General features: G+C 43.5%; 7 protein-coding genes and 2 pseudogenes. 7 read left to right on the top strand and 2 right to left on the bottom strand.

The genetic code is table 11. From position 1 onward, the window contains the following. Positions 1-13: 13 nt before the first annotated feature. Positions 14-742, bottom strand: coding sequence for a formylglycine-generating enzyme family protein (locus tag R7Q39_RS21290; protein ID WP_372034459.1), 729 nt, complete (start codon positions 740-742; stop codon positions 14-16). A gap of 238 nt (positions 743-980) precedes the next feature. Here R7Q39_RS21290 and R7Q39_RS21285 point away from each other — a divergent pair, with 238 nt between their 5' ends. From R7Q39_RS21285 to R7Q39_RS21275, 3 genes are all read left to right on the top strand, one after another. Next, a complete protein-coding gene (locus R7Q39_RS21285; RefSeq protein ID WP_130546078.1) occupies positions 981-2,306 on the top strand; it encodes an anaerobic sulfatase maturase in 1,326 nt (441 codons plus the stop codon). A gap of 53 nt (positions 2,307-2,359) precedes the next feature. Next, entirely contained in the window at positions 2,360-3,445 is a 1,086-nt protein-coding gene (locus R7Q39_RS21280; protein WP_130546079.1) for a hypothetical protein, read from the top strand. A 170-nt stretch (positions 3,446-3,615) separates the two neighbouring features. After that, positions 3,616-4,614, top strand: a complete 999-nt coding sequence (locus R7Q39_RS21275) for an HAD family hydrolase (protein WP_130546080.1) — start codon at positions 3,616-3,618, stop codon at positions 4,612-4,614. A 106-nt stretch (positions 4,615-4,720) separates the two neighbouring features. Here the strand turns inward: R7Q39_RS21275 and R7Q39_RS21270 are convergent. Then, positions 4,721-6,237, bottom strand: a pseudogene (locus tag R7Q39_RS21270) (arylsulfatase). A 250-nt stretch (positions 6,238-6,487) separates the two neighbouring features. Here R7Q39_RS21270 and R7Q39_RS21265 point away from each other — a divergent pair. The 4 genes and pseudogenes from R7Q39_RS21265 to R7Q39_RS21245 all read left to right on the top strand — a co-directional run bounded on the left by R7Q39_RS21265 (position 6,488) and on the right by R7Q39_RS21245 (position 20,858). Further along, the gene (locus tag R7Q39_RS21265; protein WP_237305920.1) at positions 6,488-7,924 is read left to right on the top strand and encodes an arylsulfatase; all 1,437 of its coding nucleotides are present in this window, start codon (positions 6,488-6,490) and stop codon (positions 7,922-7,924) included. Between the two features lie 152 nt (positions 7,925-8,076). After that, positions 8,077-17,380 (top strand): annotated as a pseudogene (locus tag R7Q39_RS21260) (Ig-like domain-containing protein). Then, complete coding sequence (locus R7Q39_RS21250) at positions 17,377-19,551, top strand: type I secretion system permease/ATPase (protein WP_318076798.1); 2,175 nt, start codon at positions 17,377-17,379, stop codon at positions 19,549-19,551. Before R7Q39_RS21260 ends, R7Q39_RS21250 begins: the two are co-directional and overlap by 4 nt. Further along, positions 19,548-20,858 (top strand): HlyD family type I secretion periplasmic adaptor subunit, encoded by a 1,311-nt coding sequence (locus R7Q39_RS21245; protein WP_395221182.1) that lies wholly within the window; start codon positions 19,548-19,550, stop codon positions 20,856-20,858. The genes R7Q39_RS21250 and R7Q39_RS21245 overlap by 4 nt, the downstream gene beginning before the upstream one ends. Positions 20,859-20,864: the final 6 nt, after the last annotated feature.

The raw sequence follows: 20,864 nt of genomic DNA, 5'->3' as shown, positions 1-20,864 counted from the left end.
TTTCTTACTTAGTTTAATCAGCGTCTTTCGCTAATCTCAGCCCCATGTCGGACATGATGACTGACTGGCTAGCAAAATCGCGACGATAGTTTTCGGATTCGTCAGCATCATAGGCAAAGCTACCACCTCGTACAGACTTGTGTGCAAGGCTTTCTTTTTCATCTTTTGCGTTTACCGGATTATCACTTGGTGCCGATTTGTAATAGCCTTCATCAAAGGCATCAATAACAAACTCACCAACATTACCCGTCATATCGTATAAGCCAAGCTCATTCGGTTTTTTCTGACCTACCTTGTGTGCTTTATTGTTTGAGTTACTGGCATACCAGGCAACGTCGTTAATATCATCAGACCCCGCGTAAGTGAATCCTTGACTTAGATTCCCCCCTTTCGCTGCAAACTCCCATTCTGCTTCGGTGGGTAAACGATAGTGCTCTCCCGTTTTTTCATTCAATTTCTTTATAAAATAATTGGCTTGTTGCCAGCTAATGTTATTTACGGGCGTATTTGGGTTTCTAAAATAGCTCAGAGAAGATCCTGTAACCGATTCGAATAACTCTTGGGTTACCTCAAATTTTGCCAAATAGAAATCTTCCACGCGAACGGTGCGGGCCGGGCGCTCGGATTTATTTGCTGATGGATTATCCGAGCCCATCGTAAATTGTCCGCCTTCAATAAGAACCATATCTTGATCGATTTTTTGAGCAAGAGGGCTAGGTTGTGTTGTTGCACATCCAGTCATAATTAGCGAAATCGAAATAGCGGCACCAAGGTAAAGAGTATTACTTTTGGAATGCTTCATAGGGGAGCTCCATCAACATTTATGATCAAAAAATTTTATCAGGCAAGTCTATGAAAAACAGTTATACACACTATAACAAGCGCCACGAATAATTGAACATTATCATCACACTAGGCGATTAACTTAATGATTAGTCTTAACGTCGTTGGGCACAGGCTAGCAACTAAGAAGGTGATGAATGCACATAACTCAAGGTCCGCAGTTCAATGGGAAAGCATCCAAGCGATTACATGTCATGGCGAAACCTATCGGTGCAGTGTGCAATATCGATTGCACCTATTGTTATTACCTAAGCAAACAAGATTTACTTGAGTACAAGCCAGGCTGCTCACCAGTCATGGATGAGGAAACGCTAGAGACCTATATCCGTCAATATATAGCGGGACAGAATACACCTGAAATCATTTTCTCTTGGCAGGGTGGTGAGCCGACAATGCTAGGTTTGGATTATTTCAAGACAATTGTTGAGCTACAGAATAAATACCGTCCCGATGGTATTACGATCTCCAATGATCTCCAGACTAATGGCACACTGCTTAACGATGAATGGTGTGAGTTTTTAAAGGCGAACAACTTTCTCGTCGGTTTAAGCATTGATGGCCCAGAAATGATGCACAACGCTTATCGAACAAACCGAGCTGGTAGAGGCACATTCCGGCAAGTTATGAATGCGGTTGAACTATTACATAAGCACGAAGTAAAGTTTGCTACGCTCACTTGTGTTAACAACTTGACCAGCCGTAACCCACTTGAAGTGTACCGATTCTTGCGAGATGAAGTACGCTCCCCTCAAATGCAGTTTATTCCAATAGTTGAGCAGAAAACATTCAGAACAACCGCCCCTCAAACTTGGGAGCCAAACGAGCAACTAAAGCAAGGAGATAAACGGCTGATCCCTGGTCATAAAGATGCCGTTGTTGAGCCTTTTTGCGTTGCGGATGAAGCATGGGGAAATTTTCTGATCGCGATTTTCAATGAATGGGTTTTACACGATATCGGCAACGTGTTTGTTCAGTACTTTGAAGCCAGTATCGAAACCTGGATGGGCAGAAAAAACCCACTGTGTACGTTAGGTGAAATCTGCGGGAAAGGCTTAGCAATGGAGCCTAATGGTGATGTGTTTGCGTGTGATCATTACGTGTACCCAGAATATAAGGTTGGAAACATTCATCACGAAAAGCTCGATACGCTCGCTTATAGCTCTGAGCAGCAGAAATTTGGGTTTGCTAAAAGTCGTACGCTGCCCCAACAGTGCCTTCAATGTGATTATCAATTTGCATGTTTTGGAGAATGTCCCAAAAACCGTTTTATCCGTACTAGGCAAGGTGAGCCTGGTCTTAATTATCTCTGCGCGGGTTGGAAGAAGTTTTTTACCCATGTTGATCAGTCGATGGCGTACATCTTACGAGCGACAGGTAACCCAGTGGTTCACGGTAAATACAGTGACCAGATTCTACGCCAGCAAGCTACTCAAACACAGACTGTGTTTGAAACGAAGTTTTAAGATAGTCACTACGCCTGCTACAGGCCCGGAAATGAAAGAATATAGGTTATTGAATGCAAAAAATTAAGCTGCTCTCTAAATCATTACTCGTGATCTCGATCGGCATTGCTACGAGTCAAGCCGTGGTGGCACAAGAAACAACATTGCTAGACCCAGATCAAGTATCGCCGACAACGGTTGTCACTCCACAAGAAGCTCAAATGACACCGGCGCAACGAGTCGAAAAGCTGTCTTATGATGCGCAAAATAAAAAGTTGTCTTCAGAAAAACGTATTGATGCTTTACGTGAGTTAGCCAACTATCCAAGCCAAAATGCATTGGTTGCAGTTGCGCGTGGGTTGCAGGATGAAGATGCAGGTATTCGCGAAGCTGCGATCGTGGGAGCACAGCCATATATGATTGAGCACCGTTGGCGTTTGATTTCACCATTATTGAGTGATGACGCCGCCATGGTGCGAATTACAGCAGCGATTAACCTCGTTCGAGATTACGCCAATTTGAGTTCAGAGCAACAGCAGTCACTTGAAGGGCCTGTTTCAGAGCTGACAGCACACTTGTCCAGTAAGAACGATAATGTTTCCAAGTTATTACTTGCAGACGTTTACCGTTGGCATCGTGATTGGGATAAAGCGGCGCTGATATACCCAGAGTTAACTAAGCTTGAGCCAAACAACCCTCAAGTTTGGTTAAGCTACGCAGACAACTTCCGAGCGCAACAGCTAGACCAAAAAGCTATCAACGTGCTTGACGAGGGTATCAAGCTAAATTCAGAAGATGCCTCGCTGCATTATTCTAAATCTCTCGCTTTGGTTAGATTAGACAAAAAGAAAGAAGCGGCGTTTGAAATAGACAAAGCTGCGACGATGGCAAAGACGAATAGTTACTTTTGGTACTTAAATGGTGTTCTGCAAGAAGAGTTAGACTTGAAGAGGTCTGTCAACGCTTTTGAGCAAGCGTATTTGATATCTGGTGCTCCAGAACAACTGTATGCCGTGTGTGACATCTATGTCCGATACGGTAACCCTAAAACGGATGACTGTTTAACAGAGCTAAAGAAGGTCGCTCCCGACTATGTTATTGAAGAGCTCAAAAAGAAAGGTAAAAATAAGATTTCAGCGACAAGAAAAAGCGAATTGTGAGGCTGAAAAAAGTCGCCAATAGAGGGTTATTCAGCATGCGTCTCTTTAATCTACACGACACTATGACATAACTTTCTCTTGGTGTTTACCTTTAGCCGTTCTCTCTGTTTTCGATCCTCGACTATACTTTCAACTGGGTCATATTTTGTACGTCAATATAAGGAATTAAGATGGCTATAAAGTTAAAGGCGATTGTCTTAGCAACAGGTTTTGCTCTGTCTAGTTACGCTGTTGCTGCTGATATGCAAGATCCACTTCCGTCATGGAACAACACTGACGCTAAGCAAGCTATTATGGCGTTTGTTACGAAAACAACGACCCAAGGTTCGGATTCCTATGTGCCTGAAAGCCAACGAATCGCGACGTTTGATAATGATGGAACACTTTGGGCAGAAAAGCCTGTTTATCTACAGTTGTTTTTTGCGATCGATAGAGTAAAAGAAATGGCCTCTGAGCATCCTGATTGGAAGACAACCGAACCCTTTGCTTCCGCATTAAAAGGTGACATGGAGGGGATTGGTAAACAAGGACTCGAAGGTGTAATGAAGCTTGTTATGGCAACCCATTCTGGAATGTCTACTGAACAGTTTCATCAAGAAGTTAAGGAATGGTTGAAAACGGCTGTCCATCCAACAACGGGTAGACCATATACTGAAATGGTCTATCAACCTATGCTCGAACTGCTCGACTATTTAAGAGCGAACGACTATCAGACCTACATCGTTTCTGGAGGCGGTATTGAATTTATGCGCGTTTGGGCGCCGGAAGTATACGGCATTCCAACGCAAAACATCGTGGGAACGACGTTAAAGGCGGAATATCAAAGTGTTGATGGAAAACCTACCATCCTACGCATGCCGGAAATAGACTTCGTCAATGACAAAGCAGTAAAGCCTGTGACGATTCAAAACTTTATTGGCAAACGTCCGGTAATGGCGTTTGGTAATTCTGATGGTGATTTACAGATGTTAGAGTGGACGAAAGCAGGTTCAGGTCCAAGATTTTCTGCGATTATCCATCACACGGATGACAAGCGCGAATGGGCGTATGATAAAGATTCTCATGTTGGTAAGTTAGATAAATCGTTTAAAGTAGGTGAAGAGCAAGGTTGGCTATTTGTCGATATGAAACAAGATTGGAATCAAGTGTTTAAAGATAGTACCAAATGATAATCTTTGTTTGACCATAACTTGCTGCAACCAAACAATTGCAACGAAATAAAAGGCCTCACAATTGAGGCCTTAGTTAATTCCACAGTAGCTTCGATACCTAGGGCTAGTTTCTCGGTTGCTGTGTCATTGTTTCTACCACTTTTTCAATACTTAACGAGCTACCTTTTGTTGCAGGGAATTCCTTAAATGTCTCTAGGAACTTACGCACGATAGCTTGAGCAGGAACGAACATCCACATTTGATCAGCGTAAAAATGTCTGACGTAAAGTGCTGCATCTGGACCGACCTCGAACGGGTCCATACGAAGGTTTACAATCAAAGGCCAACTAGGTGTTTTGCGGTATGCCTCATTAATGGCACCCTCCATAATACTGAAGTGGATCTTCCAGTCTTTATAACGAACGGCGTTTAAATTACCACCGGCATCGAAGTAAAAGATTTCTTTTCGTGCGCCTTCTTCAGCTTTACCAGTCAGCAAGTCAAGTTGGTTGTAGCCATCTAAATGTGCTTTAAAGGTTTTTCCCGCTGCTTTATGACCCTTCAATAATTTTTCTTTCACATCAGGTTCGCCCACAGCTGCGAGTAGAGTTGGCATCCAGTCTTCTTGTGAAAAGATATCGTTGATAACCGTTCCTGGTTTAATGTTTCCAGGCCAGCGTACCATCATCGGAACGCGGAATCCGCCTTCCCAAGTCGTACCTTTTTCGCCCTTGAACGGTGTAGTACCACCATCTGGCCAGGTAAATTTCTCAGCGCCATTATCGGTACTAAAAACAACAATGGTGTTATCTGCTACGCCTAGCTCTTCAAGTTTATCAAGCATGACACCTACTTGATCATCTAGGTCCATCATGCCATCGGCGTATAAGCCGTAACCTGACTTCCCTTGATATTCTTCACTCAAATGTGTCCAGACGTGCATACGGGTTGAGTTATGCCAAATAAAGAATGGTTTGTCTTCTTTTACTGCTTTTTCCATGAAGGCCAAGCTAGCATCCATGAACTCTCGGTCTACGTTTTCCATACGCTTACGAGTAAGGGGACCTGTGTCCTCGATTTTGCCATCCGCAGTCGCCTTCAACACGCCTCGAGGTCCGAATTTTTACGAAACTCTGGATCTTTTGGGTAAAACTCAGACTCAGGCTCTTCTTCCGCGTTTAAATGGTATAGGTTACCAAAGAACTCATCAAACCCATGGTTAGTTGGTAGGTGCTCATCTTGATCACCAAGGTGGTTTTTACCAAACTGACCAGACACATAGCCGTGATTTTTAAGTAACTCTGCGATAGTAGGATCTTTCGATTGAATACCTTCTTTTGCACCAGGCATACCAATAGTCAATAGACCGGTACGAAATGGATGTTGACCCAGAATAAATGAGGCTCGTCCGGCGGTACAACTCTGTTGTGCGTATGCGTCTGTGAAAATGGCACCTTCATTGGCGATTTTATCAATGTTAGGAGTCTTACCTCCCATCATACCATTGTGATATGCACTAATGTTGTATACACCGACATCGTCACCCCAGAACACAAGGATGTTGGGCTTATCGGCAGCAAAGGCTGTGGACGCAGCTAATGTTCCGACCAATGCCATTACCTTTTTAATCGAGTTTCGCATGAAAATCCTCCGCGAGAAATGAATCCATTACCGTTATATAACGTTACTAATTGTGTTCATCATGGTGAGGCCGAGTGAGATGACTCCAAATGATGAGACAATGTAGTTAATTGAATATAGTAGAGGTTTTTTATTACATCCAAGTAATCGCCATCTTTATAAAATGTTAATTATTATGAGCTAGACTTTAGTATGTTTTAAAAGTGATAAGACCGACTTTCAGGATTAAATTTCAATTAAAGGTAACACTATGATAAAAAAACTAGCAGCTATCTTGTGTCTATCCATTTCGTTAGAAGTGGCTGCGGAAGAGACACCAAATGTCGTAGTAATGTTGGTTGATAACCTTGGGTGGGGGGAATTAAGTTCCTATGGGAGTACCAGAGGTGTTGAAACCAAAAACTTAGATCAACTTGCTAGAGAAGGTGTACGCCTTACTAATTTTAATGTGGAACCGCAATGCACACCAACTCGCTCCTCATTCATGACGGGGAGGCGAGCGCTTAGATCTGGGACAGATAAGGTTGTTTGGGGAGTGCCTTACGGTATGGTGAACTGGGAAATAACCATTGCAGAGAAGTTTAAGGAACAAGGATATAACACGAGCCTTTACGGGAAATGGCATTTGGGAGACCAAAAAGGGCGCTTTCCAACGGATCAAGGCTTTGATGAATGGTATGGCATTGCAAATACGACGGATGAGTCAGAATATAGCTCTCAACCCGGTTATAAAGCTATATTACCTAAACCTCAAATCCTTTCAGCTAGAGCAGGGCAGGACCCTAAAGGGGTCAAAGAATATAATTTGGACTCGCGTAGAACGATTGACAGTGAACTAGTTGAACATGCCACAGATTTTATAAATCGAAATGTGAGAGAGAATAAGCCATTTTTCTCTGTAATTACTTTTACTCAACCACATTTACCGACGCTACCTCATCCTGATTTTATTGGTAAAACAGGCAAAGGAAATTACTCAGATGTGTTAGCTGAGATAGATTTTCGAGCTGGGCAAGTTATTGGTGCAATAGAAAAAGCAGGAATTAAAGACAATACACTAGTGATTTGGTTTTCTGACAACGGTCCAGAATGGCATATGCCATACCAAGGCTCTAGCGGACCATGGCGTGGTGCGTACTTTACGGCGCTTGAAGGCTCTCTCCGAACACCATTCATTGCCTCTTGGCCTAACCATATCAAACCGGGCAGAGTGAGTGATGAAATTATCCATGTTGTTGATCTATTTGCCTCACTTTCTCATGTCGGTGGATACAAATTACCAAGTGATAGAACTATAGATAGTATTGATCAGTGGGCCTTTTTAAAGGGAGACGTTGAAAAGTCTAATCGAGATGGTTTCATCGTTAACAATGGCTCTGACACCTACGCTTATAAGTGGGAAAATTACAAGATGCACTTTATTGATCAAGATATCATGCCGGAGAAAGGGCGCCCATTACAGATCCCTGAAATATACAATTTGATTGATGACCCTAAAGAGGAGTTTGATTTAAGAAATAATGCCACATGGTTATTTCCTATCATGATAGGAAAGAGAGTAAAGTTTGAATCTTCCGTTGCAACAAGCTGCGATACGATTCCTTTCCCTGCTCCCTTTGGATATAAGCCCGATTGTAGCAAGGGGAATTTCAATCAATTTCCAGTGGATGGGTTACGCCAGAAGTAGTTTACCCCAATGGCTCTTTCTCGCGTACATGAGGTATATTTTTGGTTCAATATCTCATTAGAGGTATTTAGGGCCATGTTTTTTCTAGTTTCATTTGAACAGTCACATTCGTCGACCATACTTAAAGTTAGTTGTTTTATATGGGTCGAATTATGCAGCCAATACTCTACATCCAAATCGGTAATGTTCTTTGGGCGATTTTAAGTGACGGTTCTTGGGTCCAAATTCCGTCCAAAGAACAATTAGTTCCAGAAGTAGAGGTGGTTGTTCTTAATGCCGAAGCTCTCGATATTGCATTTGATGAAGATACAACAAGTGAGGATGAATCGAGTTCAAATGATATCTTAATTGCATCTCAAAACGGTATTGAATCCACTTTTAATCAGAGCGTTCGAGATTTTAGTGAGTCTTCTGATGGGTTAAGTTTTGTTGCCTATATTCGCGCTGTTTTACCTGAGCAACTCGTTTCTAATGGCTATGTTACTAGGCCAGCAGTGCAAGAAACAGAGAGCCGTATTTCTGAGAGTCAAGCTCCTGAGCGGTTGAACCCCGATGCTACATTAACGGTGGATATTCTTGATGGCGGTGATGGATACGAAAACCAGTTTGAAGTTCCTAGTGTCACGATTCAAGGTGACGCACTCAAGATAAGCGATGAGTGGCTTGTTACTATCACCATTACCGACAGTCTCAATAATTCCATTACTGTTACAACGACCGTAGAGAACGAGGCTTATACCCTATCAGGCGTTGATCTGTCTTCTCTTGCTGAAGGGCTGCTCACGGTGACTTCTGTGATTTCTGACATTTATGGCAATAACCTGAACGCCGTCGATACGACCATTAAAGATACGCTTGCAACGGTGAACGTCAATTTTGATGGTGGAGGGGATGAGTATTTAAATCAGTACGAAATCGCGACTACTCGCCTCGAAGGGACGATTGAAAACATTGAAGATGGCCAGCGTATCCAAGTTACGGTAACCGACTCGTTAGGAGCGGTCATAAACTTAGAAACGGTGGTGACTGGTGGAAGTTGGTCTCTGGACGACGTTGACCTTTCTGGATTGTCTGAAGGTACGCTGACAGTTGTTGCTGAGAGTATTGATATAGCGGGCAACCCTGCAACCAGTGAAAACACCATCATCAAAGATACGCTCGCAAGTGTGACGGTGGACGTTGACGATGGCGGAGACGGCTATTTAAACATTGAAGAGCGCCAATCTGTCACTTTGTCAGGGCAAGTCAGTGATGTTGAAAATGGTCAGACGGTTTCTGTCACGGTTCAAGACAGCTTGGGGGTGATGCTCTCGTTCAATGCCGTTGTCGTTGATGGTATGTGGCAAGTCGAAGGGGCGAACTTATCCACGTTAGCCGATGGGGCGTTAACCGTATCTGCCTCCGTGAATGATGTGGCGGGCAACCAAGCGAAAGCGATGGATGAGGCTACGACCATAGATGCCACTGCTCCCACCATTGATATCGATACGGATTTTTATATTAGCGGTGGTCTTGCCATTGATGATTTCCGTGAGGGTATAGTCACGGAAATGAGAGGGACAACCAGTGGTGTAGAGCAAGGTCTGGCAGTAACGATTCGGGTAAGTGACGGAGACAACACGCTGAATTTTACTGGCCTTGTTGATGCATCAGGTTCGTGGACAGTAACCGGAATTGACGTAAACACTCTCAATCTAAACAGCACGTGGACCATTGAAGCAGAAGTGTTGGATGCCGCCGGCAACCACGCGGTCGATACCATGCCGACAATAGTGCTACCCGGTTCAACGGTATTTTCTGAAAACATCGTTGGATTTTTTGGTGAGCAAAGCAGCTCGGCAGCCATCAACATAGAAAATGGTGTGCCAGCACTGCATGCAGAGCAACCAAGTTTGAGCGCGCTTACATCGGTTGGTCAATCTATTAATGTTGTTGTTGCAGAAGATGGGTTGAGCTTACAAGGAACATCGACTGACGACCGATTAGTTTTCTCTGCAGAAGTCAATGATGATGGTACGGTTCAAATTACTTTTTATGAAGCGATTGATCATGGTGTAGGTCAAGATGAGCTGGTGACTAACGTATTGGTTGAAAGCACTCAAAGTGATGCTGATGGTACACAAGAGACGGTTGTGGCACCGTTAACGATTACTATTTATGACTCTGATCCGGTGATTAGAGATGACACATACTCAGTCGTAGAAGATCAAACAATTACGGGCAATCTACTTGAAAATGATATTGATCTTGATGGAACACTTTATGTGAAATTTGTAGAGGCTGGCGGGGAGCAGAAGTCAATTCTAGAGGGGGGATCCGTAAGTTTTAGTTTAGAAAAAGGCGAATTAACCGTATTTTCTGATGGCTCTTGGCAGTTTGATGCAGATCGAAACCTAGATCATTCGGTCGAGCAAAGTGTTTCTTTCAGCTATTTAGCTGCAGATGACTCCCAAGACTATGGCTTGGCTAACGCGACCATTGACATTACTGATGGACAAGCAGGTTACGTAGGCAATGCGACTATAGACGTAACAGAAGTCCCTTTGGATGGCCCGATACTGAACTCTGAAGGAACTGTTAATATTGTCGCGGGATCTGACAATCCGGATCCGAGTAGTTTGTATTTCGGTGGGTCATCTATTACTAAGTTAGAAGCATTAGGGCTTACAAGCTCAGTCTCTGATAATGAGCTTAGCTACACGTTAAGCTCCAGTGGAAAGCAAATCACAGCATTTGCCAATGGTGTCACTGTATTTACGTTAACATTGAGTGGCGTTGAATCGGGTGATGATGTATTAGCTTCAATTTCGCTTACTCTTGAGCATCCTATCGATCAATTCAATAGCAGTGATACGGTCACTTTCCCGTTGACCATTGGCGGCGTAGATTTAGATGCCACACCGCTTGTAGATAATGAAATTGATTATGTTCTAAAGGATGGTGCAGACCCAACTTTAAATAATTTGAATGGGGTAGAAGTAAAAGAATCTGATCTCGCAAATGGAAGTGTGTTGAGCTCAGGGAATTTTCAAGTTGAGGTTGGCAGTGATTACCTCGAATCTTTGTCGTTCATCGTCTCTGAACAACCCTTGTTGACGAGTGGTGAACAAGTTGTGCTTTATCAAGTCTCTGCGGATGGCAAAACACTTGATGGTTATATTCTTGACGAAGATGGGCAAACTCAGATTCCCATCTTTCAAGCTACCCTCAATGCTTCATTACCTATTGATGCAAATAGCGACATTACCTACTCCTTTGAGCTTTTTCAGGCTCTCGACCAACAAGAAAATACTGATCCAAACGTACCTCTCGTTGTTACTGCAATGGACTCAGACCAAGATAACACGTCGGTCGTTTTAGACATTAATGTGATAGATAACGACAATGGACAAGCGCTAATCAATAGTGGCAATGTCGAGTTAACCGAAACACCTGTCGATACAAACATTGCTCCTGATGGGGTTTCAGCCATAGCGAATACGGATGTGATAGTTACGTCATCATTCGATCCGATTGTGTATCTGGGTGTTGACATAAATGATGGAGATACTGTCAAAACTACGCTTGGTGATGCTGTTACTTATAACGGAGAGGCTGTCACTTGGTACGATAACAATGATGGAAGCTTTGACGCAATTTCAGACACTGGAGACGTTGTATTTAGGGTCACGTTACCTAGTGACTTCTCTTTGCCATCAAATGATACGTCTACTGTTAATGTAACTGTAGAGCTTTATCACTCGCTTGACCATGTTTTAGGTGATGGGACGCAATTGTCGATCTCTATGCCCATCGTGGCGAGAGATTCTGATGGAAGCGAGATCTCTACGGAGTCCAACATACTGGTCTATGATGGCTTGTTTCCGGAACTAGTAATTACAGAGGGAATCACAGTCAATGAAAGCGGGTTGAATGATGATTCGCTTGATTCTGGCATCGAGGGCTCGTCACCATCCATTACGCTATTACAAGGTTCAGACTCTATCGCCAGTGTGAGCGTGAATATCGATATGTTCAATGCGCTCGGCTATAAAACAAGTAGTGGTAGCCTGGTTTCGCTTGATTCACCGGACTCGAATGGTTGGTTATATGCAAGAGATGAAAGCGAGCAAGACGTCTTTAGAATTAGATTTAATACCGATGGGACTGTCGAGTTTGATCTATACCGTGCACTTGAACACGATGAACCTGACGGTGTTCCAGCGGACGAGAACACATTAGAACTCAGTTTTTCAATTTATGCCGTTGATAAGGATGGCGACCAGTCTGAAGCTGAGACATATACCGTTAGTGTAGTGGATGATATCCCTGAAGACACAAGCTCACCAATAGAAATTGAACTTACCGAGGGGGATGAGTTTTCGGGAAACTGGTTTAGCAATAATGCCGACTTAATCAGTTCAGATGGCACGTTGATTTCAAGTTTGACCTATGCAGGTGAAACATACGATACGGCGAGTTCGGTATTTAGCAATGATGCTTGGACCATCGATTTAATCAATAGTAGTGATGGTAACTTAAAATATGGAACGCTGACTATTGCTCAAGATGGGACATTTACGCTAACTACCGAGCTTATTGTTAATACGCCTGTAGGTGGTTTGCTTGATGATCTAACGATAACTGTGACGGATGCAGACGGTGACCAAGCAAGCAGTGAAGCTCAATTAATTCTTGATGATGCCAGGGGCTTTATTCGAACCGTTAATGTAGATACGTTAGAAGATAATGGCGCGAATAACAGTGGAGACCCTACGCCAGTCGCGTTACCGATTAGAGTTTCTCCTGGGGATACGGAGAATAATGAGCGTGTTGAAGCGATAAGGATCTCTGTTGAATCTCTACAAGGAGGGGCTCTGTTTTTAGACGGAGCGCGCCTTGAAGATGATGATAATGACGGATTTATTAGTCTTTCTGGTACAGAGCTAATGGGGGTGGGTATATTCACTGTTCCAAATGGTGATCTCACTTATCAACCAGCACTAAACCTGTCGGGCAACACTATCAAAGTTTCGTTAGCAGTGTCTGCATTAATCGTATCTGATGTCGAACCGGATGGTTTTGTATTACAAGGCAATAATACGTTAAATGTTAACGTTTTACCGGTTGCAGATTTGCCAGAGTGGTCTAATGATTCGGACTTTTCTTATCAAAGTGTTGAAGATTCCGCTGAATCACTTTCACTCAATATTGTCGCTGAAAAGTTTGACCAAGACGGTTCTGAAACGCTCCACTACCAAATTTCGAATATTCCAGATGGACTTATATTAACACTTAACGGAAGTGCTATTGAGGAAGGGAAAGCGTATAGCCAGTCCGAGTTAGATCAAATTGAAATCACATCTAACGAAAACTTAGCCGGAAGATTTACTTTTGATGTAACGGCAGTAACGACTGAGTCGGGTAGTGTGTTTGCCGATGAGCAAGATAAAACAGCGGAGATTACTGAGCAAGTTGTTATCGATATATCTCCAGATGCCGATGTGCCTACGCTGACCGTTAAAAACATTCAGGGGCTTGAAGACCAAGCGATTGACTTAAAAGAGTACATCTTAGGGCGGCTCACTGACACAGATAGCTCGGAGTCTCTGTCTTATCGCATAGAAGTTCAAGATGGTTGGACATTGCCTGTCGGAGCTGGGATTACGCTTATCGGTATTAATACCTACCTAGTGACCTCCAATGCTCTAGCCAATTCGGAGGCGTTACTTCAACCAAAATCGGATATCAGCTCATTTACTGAATCTCTATCCCTTCAAGTAACCGCCATTTCAACAGAGTCGACTATTGATGGCTTAGCACCTCTTAATGAAACCGCCGAGAGCCAATCTGCAACCATTGACATTAAGCTAAAAGGCGTGGTCGATGAACCAATTGTCCTAGATGGTGGACAGGGGAATTGGCAATATGATCAAGCGACTAAAGTAATTAGTAATCTCTCTACGTTAGACGAAGATAACCTGATACAACTGGATTTTATCATCCAGACATCAGACGACGATCTATCAGAAGAAATTAATATCTTGCTTCAGAACATCCCTTTGGGAACACAACTGACAGATGTAAATGGTGACCCTATTGTTCTTCCAGTTGCTTACGTGGACCCAATAACGGGGCCAGTTTATCAGGTCTCAAACGCTGTTCTTGAAAACACTTACCTCAAAACAGAGCAAGATTTTAGTGGAACACTGAGCATGGATGTTATCGTCGTTTCAACAGAGCCGGATGGTGATTCTGCTGAAACCCCTCTTAAAGTGGAAATGGAAATCTCACCTATTGTTGATCAAACTGACGGTCAAGAATTACAAAGCAATGGTATTGAGGACAATTTCATCACACTAAATCTTGAGCCTGTCGTTAATCAAGATATAGATTCTAGTGAGTCCTTGACAGGATACACCATTGTATCCATTCCAGATGGCTTAACGCTTTACTTTGATGGTAATGCAGTAGAGGAAAGTAACTTACCGTTAGAACTCAATGAACTACTTGATGGTAGCTCGGCAACATTATCTGAGTTGTTAAACAGTGGACGAATCACTGTAAAAGCTAATGAAGACCTAAGTGGGACATTTAGCCTGGAAGTTCAGTACGAAGTGACAGACACGTCTCCGACGATGGAGACTGATGTAAAGGCAATCAATGGTTCTTTGAGCGTCGTGGTTTCTGGCAAAGTGGATATTGGTAATGAAGATATTGACAAAACACGTTTAGAAGGCGCGACTGAAGTATTCACAAGTACGGATGGGTCTGCTGTCGACGTGAGTGGAGGCATTACATTTACAGAAGCGGATATTGATGGTTCAGAGTATCTCGATTACATCGTTTTACAGATACCGCAGGGTCAAGACCTCATTGTTACTCATCCGAATGGTGCTTCTCAAGATGCCGATGGGAACTGGCTGATTCCAATGGAAGGAATCACAAGTGATAGCGTGTTGGAAACCGCTCAAGATTTGCTTGCTAGCGCATCGATTTATAGCCCATCTAACACAGAGATACTTGATGTGAATGTGTTAGCGTATGTTCGAGATGGAACGGATGCTCAATACATCACAGGTCAGTTCCAAATTCAAATTACTGGCCATGAAGGAGATGGAGACCAGTGTGCTGATCCTGGTGAACCAGGAAGCGTTCAAAGTGGGGATATTGTAGGTAAAGAAGGTGAAGATGTCTCAATTGGGGCGTTTTTAAACCCTGATGTGGCGAGTAGTGATGATAACTTAGTTTCCTTCTTTGTCGCCGCAGATTCTTTACCTGAAGGAGTCGAGCTTACTGGCGAAGGGGTGATACCTGCTTATGATAATGCGGGCAATCTGTTGGGTTATTCAATTTCTAGCGCTGGATTGTCTTCCTTGACGCTTACTGGCGTGGATGAGGACTTTGCTGGATGCATTACTTTCAATTTAGAAGTGACAGAAACGGCCCCCATGCGATGGTGACTCGAAAACAACCGCTCAGACCATTACGGTACAAATCTCTCCTGTTGTCGATGATATCGCGATAGCACCAAGCCAAGTTACGGTTCAAGAAGATACTATAACCAACCTGAATCTTGCTCTTGTATTGGGCGATAGTGAAGGGCCAATGCAGTCCATTACTGGAGAAGGTGACGCAGCGACTGGCCTTGAAAGTGTCAATTGGGTTTCTTTATCTGTGTCTGACGAGAATGCGCGGTTTACTGCCGTGGACCCGAGCCTACTCATTGACAACGGTGATGGAACATGGGTAGTGACAGATGTTACGCGTCTAAACGAAATTCAGTTAATCCCACCTGAAAACTACAGTGGAGAGCTTGTTATTTCCGTTGACGCAAACATTACTGATGAAGTCACGGGAAGTTGTTTAAGTACTGACAGTGCGAAAGATACTCAAACTAAATCAACAGAAGTTACCGTTACCATTGCCCCAGTGGTTGATAAAGCGGTTCTGGAAACAGAAGACGTAGTTGGTAATGAAGATAATTATATTTATTTAGGAAACTTATCTGCATCATTAATCGATCAAGATGGTTCTGAGTCGATGTCTTTGGTCATGACAGGAGTGCCAGACGGAGCCGTGTTGGTTTGGGACAATAATGGGACGTTCGAATTACTCCCTGATAACGGTTCAACGGATGGTGAGAGCAAGGAGTGGCAGCTAACTCAAGCGCAACTTGATAAGGTTTACTTTCTACCGCCACTAGATTTTAGTGGGGATATTTCACTAACACTGCAAGCTATTACCCAAGAGTCTGGATCAAACGACTATAACTATACCACTTCTCAGTTCAACGTCGGCGTAAAACCGATTGGCGACGATGTATCGTTGAATACAACCTCTAACACGTTCACTGGAGATGAAGGTGATTCCATTTCGATTGACTTTTTAGCGAGCGGTTTTGAAACAAATAGCAACGAATATATAGAAGTGTCGATGTTGATCAAAGCAAGCTCTGAACCCTCTGCATTGGAAGGCTTAGGTAGGATTCGTATCGGGACTCAATTCTCATCCTTTACCTTCGATGACGCGGGCAATGCCGTGGCGACGGTATTAGTGCGAGCAAATGAAGTGTCAGGTTTGGAGTTCGTTCCGAAGGATGCATTTGGAACGATGGATGTTGCTCTCAATGTTAGAACGTTTGATCAAGCGATAGTGTCAGGGAAACTCGAAACCGATTTTGGAGATGTGCAAAGCACCGATCTAACCATTGTTGTTACCCCTGAAGCTGATGAGCCAACACTAACGGCCGATTATCAATCTATTGTGTCTGAAGCGTCTGGGAGTATTCCTTTAGGGTTGAGCATGAATTTAGTCAACCCTGCACCCGAAGAGTTTGGAAGTGTGGAGATTCGCGGATTACCAACAGATCTAGAGTTGAGTCATGGTGAAAGATTGAACGGCTTTTATACTGTTGATCAAGAGGATGTCGCTGATCTTTCCATCGTTGGCGGGTTTAGCGGTGCAAGTGATTTTACGTTGTCGATAAAACCGATTGCAACACTGGGTGCTACAGTCGCAGAAGGTGCTGCTCAGACAGTCAATGTTGCCTTAGTGGAAGAGGGTGACCAAACATTACTTGCGACAGATGCTAATGATTTGCTTATTGGAGGAAGTGGCAGCGATGTATTCGAGTTTGACAGTTCAGGGCTCGGTAACGAGTTAAAGCCCTCGTACGATGTGATCAACGACTTCCAAATATCCGTTATTGGTGATGATAATGACACAATTGATATCGCCTCGATAATCACCGCTACCTCGATAACAGAAGTCGATAATAAGCTCGATTTAACAGAGAATGATGATGGCGTAACGCTTCACATAAAACCAGAAGAGACGGGGACAAAACAACAGATTCTTATGCAGGGCGTCACTCTCGATCAGCTTTACAAAGGTGACTCGACTGGCGTAGCCGAAGAAAATGTCTTACAGAAGATGATTGATGACAACAACTTGCTAGTAGGTGGTATGTCATGAAGCATCACTCATCCTCATCAAGTGAGCTGACTAACGATCCTTGGGGGCATTCGTTAACTTGGTTGATGCGTTATTTTGAGGTTAGACACCATACAAAAAAGGTGCTTTCTGGATTACCTCTTGTTGAGGGTAGATTGGATGTTGACTTATTCATCAGAGCCGCTGAGCGAGCCGATCTTGAACTCACATTAATCGATTTAAAATCCACCGCAATGTTGAGCTTTCCATTGGTGGTAATCAATAGGAAGACGTTACAACCCGCTATTATATCTGAGCGACATAACAGCGATTATCAAGTCACGTTATTTAGTGACGATCAAGGTGAAACGCAATACGTCACGAGCGAGGAACTGCATAATCGATTCCAGCCTCAAGCATGGCAAGTTTCTATGCGTCCAGAGCTGGACAAACGGATAAGTTCTATTCAAGCGGATTATAATGAACATTGGCTTTTCGCCGTAGTGAAAGAAATGTCTCCGTGGTATCGAGATCTTTTGATTGCCTCTTTCCTTATCAATACGCTAGCGCTAGTTATTCCGCTTTTCACTATGAACGTTTACGATCGTGTAGTGCCTAATCAAGCTTTCAGTACATTATGGGTTTTGGTCGCTGGTGTCTCCGTCATCATTATTTTTGATTGGCTATTGCGTAAAGCAAGGGGAGTTGTCACTGATACCGCGGGTAAGTACATCGATAACAAGCTTTCTTCGATACTTTTTTCTAAAGTTATGGGGATGAAACTTGAACACCGTCCTGCATCAGTCGGTGCATTCGCTCGACAACTACAAGATTTTGATAGTGTTCGCGATTTTTTTACTTCTGCATCTCTTGTGACCTTAGTTGATCTCCCATTTACGTTGTTATTTTTAGTCTTAATAGGTTGGCTAGGTGGGGCAATGATGTTCATACCTATTGCCGTCATGTTTACCCTGCTGATCCTTGGCTTTGCGGTAAAAGCAAAAATAGAACAATCACATACGGAAAGTGCTGCACTATCCATGAAGCGACAAGCTCACTTGTTTGATTCATTGTCCTCTTTAAAAGAGATTAAGCAAAATAACGCTACGGGAGAAGCACAAAAGCGTTGGGAGCAAACGGTATCCATGCTTTCTGATTGGCAAAATCAATCGCGAAACTATTCGAATATCGTTGCTTACTCCATTCAATCTAGCCAGCAGGTAATTACCGTAATGTTACTTGTAACAGGCGTGTACAGAATTTCTGAGGGATTGCTCAGCATGGGGGGGCTCATTGCTATTGTCATGCTTAGCGGTCGTGCTGCAGGGGCGATTAACCAGTTAGCTATGCTGTTACTTCGCTATCAACAGACAAAAACAGCGGTTGAAGGCTTAAATTCTATCATGTCTTTACCTCAGGAGGTGCAACGCAGTCAGGTCATTACGTCTGCCGAATTTGCAGGGAATATACGTTTAGAAAACGTGAGCTTCCAATACCCAGATGTTGATATGCCATGTTTGAGAGATATTAATCTTACTATCAAGCAAGGCGAACGCGTTGGCGTTATTGGTAGTGCAGGAGCAGGAAAGTCTACACTCCTTTCTATTATTACCAATCAACTCAGTACCTTACAGGGTAGCGTTTATTTTGATGACATTGACAGTCAGCTTTGGCCCGCCGAATTGATAAGAGAGAAAACGGGTTGGGTTGGCCAAGATTCGCATCTTATATACGGCAGCATTATGGAAAACATAGTATTAGGACATCATGTTATTGATCAAGAACGATTACGCCGTGCGATAGAATTATCGGGTTTGAACCAGTACATGAGCCGCCTTCCTCATGGTCTAGAAACGCAAGTCGGAGAAGGAGGGCGTTATTTGTCGGGGGGGCAAAGGCAAGCTGTAGCGATTTCAAGAGCGTTTTATCGAAACCCTGCAGCATTAATTTTAGACGAGCCAACCAGTTCCTTAGACCAGCCAGCTGAGAATGCGTTGTTTAATGCTCTTAAATCGTTGCCGCACTCGACGACGATGATTATTAGCTCTCATAAACATTCCTTATTATCGCTTTGTGATCGAATTGTTGTGCTTGATAAAGGCACAATTTTGAGGGAAGGAGCGCCCCAAGAAATTTTTGCTAAACAACAGTCTAACGCGAAAACGAACAGAGTACGCGCAGTATCAATTGTACGCGAAGGAGGTCAATTATGAGCACAGTTCGTTGGAGTAATGCTCATTTAGCAAACCGTTCGAGAACGTTGATTTGGTTGTCTGCCGCGTTAGTGCTAAGTGTGATTATTTGGGCCTCGTGGGCGAGGTTAGACGAAGTGGTTGTCGGCGAAGGAAAGGTTGTTCCTACTTTGTCTGTTCAGACGATTCAGAGCTTAGAGGGAGGCATTCTAAAGGAGTTACTTGTCATGCCTGGTGAAAGCGTCACTAAGGGGCAAACCATCGCTATTCTGGATGATACAAGGTTTAAGTCGACCTATTCGGAGACCTCTGAACAAGTTGAATCTTTGCTCGCCAGAAAGCAGAGGCTTCAAATTGAATTAGAAACGGTAAAAGTGAATAGCCTCCAACTGGATTGGAAACAACAAGTGAGTATCGAGCCTCAGACATTTGATATTTCGATGACCGGCCACTCTGCCTATCTGAATGCCAAAGCAAACTATCTTGAGCGGTTGAGCCAACTGGAGTCTGAGCTGGAGGAGGCTAAATTGCGAATTGAGCAACAATCGCAAGCTTATCTAGATACCTTGAATACCATTCAAACACTAAAAAGCAGTCTGGTTATTGTCTCGAAAGAGCGAGATATGCTGAGAGAGGTGGTTTCTAGTGGCGCGGTAGCTGAAGTGGAATTATTAAAACTGAATAGAGACGTTATAAAGCTCAAAGGAGACATCGCGAGTTCACAAGCTGCTGCCCAAAAACAAAGGGCTGTGTATTCTGAATCCATCGCAGATTATCGTGGTACTGCGCTTGCTTTTAGGGCAGAGGCACAAGGGCAGCTCAATGAAGTTGTGACGCAACTAGCGCAGCTCAATGAAAGTCGTCAGGCGATTGCGGATCAGTTGAATCGAACGCAGTTACTTTCTCCGGTCGATGGAACCATCAAAGATGTTTTTGTCAGAACCATCGGAGGTGTGGTTAAGCCGGGTGAGCCTATTTTAGAAATAGTCCCTCGTAATAGCACGTTAATCGTTGAAGCGAGAATTTCTCCTCAGAATATCGCCTTCATAAGGCCTGGCCTGCCGGCAACGGTAAAGTTGTCTGCCTATGACTTTGTCATTTACGGAGGTCTAGAAGGAGAAGTGACCTACGTAAGCGCCGATGCACTTCAAAATGAAGAGGGCAATGCCTACTACCGTGCCAATGTTACTTTCAAGGTTGATGATAAGTTTACGATCATCCCGGGAATGCAGGTTGTGGTAGACATTCTTACAGGAGAAAAAACAGTACTGAATTATTGGTTAAAACCTATATTACGTGCGAAAGAGAATTCGCTCAGAGAAAGATAGACATAA

This window comes from Vibrio sp. 947 (assembly GCF_033339115.1).
Lineage (GTDB): Bacteria > Pseudomonadota > Gammaproteobacteria > Enterobacterales > Vibrionaceae > Vibrio > Vibrio alginolyticus.
The sequence above is the reverse complement of the archived record's forward strand: the minus strand, read 5'-3'. Positions and strand labels throughout refer to the sequence as shown.

Excerpts from the sequence above, each read along its gene's own strand:
- R7Q39_RS21275 (WP_130546080.1), top strand. The coding sequence starts at position 3,616 with ATGGCTATAAAGTTAAAGGCGATTGTCTTAGCAACAGGTTTTGCTCTG.
- R7Q39_RS21290 (WP_372034459.1), bottom strand. The coding sequence starts at position 742 with ATGACTGGATGTGCAACAACACAACCTAGCCCTCTTGCTCAAAAAATC.
- R7Q39_RS21280 (WP_130546079.1), top strand. The coding sequence starts at position 2,360 with ATGCAAAAAATTAAGCTGCTCTCTAAATCATTACTCGTGATCTCGATC.
- R7Q39_RS21250 (WP_318076798.1), top strand. The coding sequence starts at position 17,377 with ATGAAGCATCACTCATCCTCATCAAGTGAGCTGACTAACGATCCTTGG.
- R7Q39_RS21265 (WP_237305920.1), top strand. The coding sequence starts at position 6,488 with ATGATAAAAAAACTAGCAGCTATCTTGTGTCTATCCATTTCGTTAGAA.
- R7Q39_RS21245 (WP_395221182.1), top strand. The coding sequence starts at position 19,548 with ATGAGCACAGTTCGTTGGAGTAATGCTCATTTAGCAAACCGTTCGAGA.
- R7Q39_RS21285 (WP_130546078.1), top strand. The coding sequence starts at position 981 with ATGCACATAACTCAAGGTCCGCAGTTCAATGGGAAAGCATCCAAGCGA.